Annotated in this window: 5 protein-coding genes and 3 pseudogenes; 5 read left to right on the forward strand and 3 right to left on the reverse strand. The window is 57.7% G+C overall.

Going from position 1 to position 3,475, the window contains the following annotated elements:
• From ACYVD0_RS11745 to ACYVD0_RS11755, 3 genes are all read left to right on the forward strand, one after another.
• Positions 1 to 231: zinc ribbon domain-containing protein (locus tag ACYVD0_RS11745; protein WP_460426983.1), on the forward strand; the 231-nt coding region annotated here is incomplete at its 5' end.
• Positions 232 to 308: 77 nt separating this feature from the next.
• Positions 309 to 599 carry a type II toxin-antitoxin system TacA family antitoxin gene (locus tag ACYVD0_RS11750; RefSeq protein WP_460426984.1) on the forward strand — a complete coding sequence of 97 codons (291 nt, stop codon included), beginning with the start codon at positions 309 to 311 and terminating at the stop codon, positions 597 to 599.
• Positions 600 to 706: 107 nt separating this feature from the next.
• On the forward strand, positions 707 to 1,087 hold the full coding sequence (locus ACYVD0_RS11755) for a GNAT family N-acetyltransferase (protein ID WP_460426985.1): 381 nt from the start codon (positions 707 to 709) through the stop codon (positions 1,085 to 1,087).
• Positions 1,088 to 1,194: 107 nt separating this feature from the next.
• On the opposite strand, the gene ACYVD0_RS11760 is transcribed toward ACYVD0_RS11755, so the two are convergent.
• Positions 1,195 to 1,407, reverse strand: coding sequence for a hypothetical protein (locus ACYVD0_RS11760; RefSeq protein WP_460426986.1), 213 nt, complete (start codon positions 1,405 to 1,407; stop codon positions 1,195 to 1,197).
• Between ACYVD0_RS11760 and ACYVD0_RS11765 the strand changes: the two are divergent.
• Positions 1,406 to 1,492 (forward strand): annotated as a pseudogene (locus ACYVD0_RS11765) (hypothetical protein); the annotation flags it as partial. The gene ACYVD0_RS11760 and the pseudogene ACYVD0_RS11765 overlap by 2 nt on opposite strands.
• 143 nt (positions 1,493 to 1,635) lie before the next feature.
• Here ACYVD0_RS11765 and ACYVD0_RS11770 read toward each other — a convergent pair.
• Positions 1,636 to 1,845, reverse strand: a pseudogene (locus tag ACYVD0_RS11770) (M23 family metallopeptidase); the annotation flags it as partial.
• A gap of 261 nt (positions 1,846 to 2,106) precedes the next feature.
• Between ACYVD0_RS11770 and ACYVD0_RS11775 the strand changes: the two are divergent.
• The gene (locus ACYVD0_RS11775) at positions 2,107 to 3,252 is read left to right on the forward strand and encodes a hypothetical protein (RefSeq protein ID WP_460426987.1); all 1,146 of its coding nucleotides are present in this window, start codon (positions 2,107 to 2,109) and stop codon (positions 3,250 to 3,252) included.
• 22 nt (positions 3,253 to 3,274) lie between these two features.
• Here the strand turns inward: ACYVD0_RS11775 and ACYVD0_RS11780 are convergent.
• Positions 3,275 to 3,475 (reverse strand): annotated as a pseudogene (locus tag ACYVD0_RS11780) (hypothetical protein); the annotation flags it as partial.

A 3,475-nucleotide genomic window follows, 5' to 3' on the forward strand; every position in this document is an offset into this window, starting at 1 on the left:
ATCGTCCAGATCGACCGCTGGTACCCCAGCTCGAAACGCTGTGCCTGCTGCGGGCATATCCTTGAGCGCCTGCCGCTGGATGTTCGCCGCTGGAGTTGCCCGGAGTGCGGAACCGAGCATGACCGCGACGTGAACGCCGCGATCAACGTGAAAGCCGCCGGGCTGGCGGTGTTAGCCCTTGGAGAGAATGTAAGCGGCATGGGTCAAGTATCCGTGTCCTGTTCTCAGTGAATTGGGAATCCCCTTCCTTTAGGGAGGGGAGCAGTCAATACGACTTGCTGTACTGCGGCAATTGCAGGAGACCCGCCATGCCTACATCGAGTCCGGCGCCTACCAAGCGTGAAACCCTGAATATCCGCATCAAGCCCGAAGAGTGGAGCCTGATCGATCGTGCCGCCAAGGCAAAAGGCAAGAACCGCACGGATTTCATCCTGGATGCGGCGCGCGCGGCAGCCGAAGAGGCCTTGCTCGATCGGACCTTCATCACGGCCAACCTGGAGGCCTATGCCGAGTTTCTGGCTCGACTGGACATGCCGCCACAGCCCAATGAACGGCTGCGCAAGACGATGCGGACTCCGGCGCCTTGGGACGAGGCGTGACGGTTACCGCTCCCGAGCCCTTGTCGGAGAGGCATGATGTCGAATCCTTCGATTCCGGTATCGCAAGCCTGGACCATTGGCTGTAACGGCGCGCGCTGAAAAACCAGATGACCGGCGCATCACGCACTTTCGTTGCCTGCGATGGTTGTCATGTACTGGCCTATTATGCCCTGGCATCGAGTGCGGTAGCCGTCGATCAGGCACCAAGGCGATTTCGCCGCAACATGCCAGATCCGGTTCCAGTCGTTGTCTTGGGGCGGCTGGCTGTGGATCGCTCCTGGCAAGGGCAGGACTTCGGCCGGGCTCTGGTGCGCGATGCCGCACTGCGCGTCATTCAGGCGGCGGACACGATCGGCATTCGCGGGATGATCGTTCATGCCCTGTCCATGGAGGCGAAAATCTTTTATGAGTGGGTCGGTTGCGAGCCATCGCCGCTGGATCCGATGCTGCAGATGGTGACCTTGGCCGACCTGAGAGCCAGTCTTTGAATTTCGGTCATGTGCTCGTGGGAAATCTGGGGCGGGTTAGCCAGGCTAGGCTCAAAAAAGCGTCGTAGCCGAGTGGAATTTGTCAATCCATAACTAACCAGGATCGATCAAGCCTTTACGAGCGGCTTGGGGATGTATATGGCATCGCCACTGTCGCGGATGACTTCATCGACCGAATCATGATCGACCCATCCTTGAATGCAAATCCGCGCATGGGCGAAGCCCATCATCGAATCTCGCCGCCGGGATTCAAGTACCTCGTGACAGGAAATGGTGTGCTGGGCGACGGGTGGGCCGCAGCAGTATACCGGGCGTTCCATGCGCGATTCGCACCAGCATCTGCGGATTACCGCCGCCGAGTGGGAGGCTTTCCTGGACGATTTCCAGCAGACCCTGGACAAGTTCGGGGTGCCCTTGGCGGAACAGGCGGAGCTGAAGGCGATTGTGGCCAGCACTCGGGCAGATATTGTCGTCTCGGAAGGTAGTGCTGTTCCGCCCCATGGTTCGCGCAACGAGGCCGGGTGTTCTGCCGCTCACTGTGCCTACCCTCATTTTTTGAACTTCCCGATGAGGATCGCCAGGTCGCCCCGGTTGTCATTGAGGCTGACGTTCCAGTACAGGTGCGGTCCGCTGGGCCGTCCGGTGATGCCGATCCGGCCGAGCACGATGCTGCGGGGCAGTTCGTCGCCGACCTTCACTTCAACCCTGGACAGGTGGCAGAACATGCTCACCAGTTCCTGGCCATGGTCGACGAATACCCGTTCGCTCATTGCAGAGCGAGCGATCCATAAATCCCTACCTGTCGACGGTGGGGGGCTGGCCTTTTGCAGTGATGGCGCCATGGTGCTGCTGCCGCTCCTGTCGTGAGCACGGGAGCACAAATACCGGCCTACTGACATGAAGGGTAAATACCAAGTGCCGATGCCGTCGCTGCGACTATGCTGATTCGGTTGACAATCTTCTGAGGGTGTAAGGGAGGTCTGGGAGATATCTTTCTACAGGAAAAAGGCTATTGGGTTATGGAAAGGCTCATTGGTATTTTTGTTCAGAAAAGGTCCACTCGTTTATTCAACTCCACAGTCGTGATCTTCAGCTTCCTGGCCGTATTGATTTCGGGAGTCGAGTTTCCACGCTACGATTGGGATCTGATCGGTTATGTGGCCTCGGCCTACAAGGCGGATGGCCTGGATGGCAAGGAGTTGAAAGCGGCTGTATACGAGGATGTTCTCAACGAAGTCGGCGGCAAGGAGTTTTCGGTGCTGACGGGCGGAGGGGAATATGGCAAGTATAGGGCAATGGTATACCAGGATCCGCAGGCCCTGGAGGAGCAGATTCCCTTCTATTCGATAAGACTCCTCTATCTGGCGGCAATAAAGTTTCTTTATTTTCTGGGCGGGTCATATTCTTATGCCAGCTGCCTGGCAAGCACCTTGTTCGCATCGCTATGCGTTCTTGCCGTTTCCGGCATCCTGGCGCAGCAACGGATTCCGCAGATATTTCTTCCGGTAATACTGGTGTTTTCCGGGCTGCCCGATGTCGGCAGATATGCGACGCCGGACTCGCTTGCCTGCCTTTTTTCGCTGGGTCTGGTGTTCTTCTTCCTGAAAAAGAACACGTTTTCCCTGGTGCTTGCAGCGTTGTTACCGCTGGTGCGGACGGATTTTATCTTGCTTTCCCTGCTGTTTGCCGTTGCCGCTTATTGGTTTCTGCCCAGGAAGTGGGTGGTGTTATCTGCTGGGGTGGCGGTAGTTTTATATGTCGCTGTGAACAAGGTGAATGGCAATTATGGGTATCTGACGATCTTCAATTTCACCTTCCTGGGCTTCGATCCCTATCCGGCGAGCATGAAAATCTCCACGGATGTCGGCGAGTATGCCGGGATATATGCCAAGGGCCTGGCGCAGGCGGTTCTCCATCCACATTTTCTGGCTTACTTCCTCGCCCTGGTTTCGTTGCTGAATGGCTTCTGGGCAAGGGGCAGGCTGGATGAGGTCGACTGTATCCTGATCGTCTCAGCGGTCTTCGTCGTTTGCCATCTGGCTCTTTTCCCGGCGTACTGGGACAGGTTCTTCCTGTTTTCGGTCATCGTGGCCCTGGTCTACATGATCAAGAGGCCCAGGATGCTGGCCTATCCGGCTGAGGATGGACGCATGCGCACGTCCTGAGCAGGGCGCGCCGGGCCGGCGCTCACTTGCTGAACGCGCCGATGAAGATCGCCGGATCGACCCGGGCGTCGTTGAGGCTGACGTTCCAGTGCAGGTGCGGCCTGGTGGCCTGATCGAAGGTAAGTGATCCATGAACCCCGTCTGTTAACGGCCGAGCCGGTCTTTTACAGTGGCGCCGTCGGAGTGCAGTTCCACGGCAGCAGCGCCTCGTAGTCTTCGACGC

It is taken from the genome of Azotobacter armeniacus, from assembly GCF_054779355.1.

Coding starts and splice junctions, on each gene's coding strand:
- ACYVD0_RS11750 (WP_460426984.1), top strand. CDS start 309: ATGCCTACATCGAGTCCGGCGCCTACCAAGCGTGAAACCCTGAATATC.
- ACYVD0_RS11755 (WP_460426985.1), top strand. CDS start 707: ATGACCGGCGCATCACGCACTTTCGTTGCCTGCGATGGTTGTCATGTA.
- ACYVD0_RS11760 (WP_460426986.1), bottom strand. CDS start 1,407: ATGGAACGCCCGGTATACTGCTGCGGCCCACCCGTCGCCCAGCACACC.
- ACYVD0_RS11775 (WP_460426987.1), top strand. CDS start 2,107: ATGGAAAGGCTCATTGGTATTTTTGTTCAGAAAAGGTCCACTCGTTTA.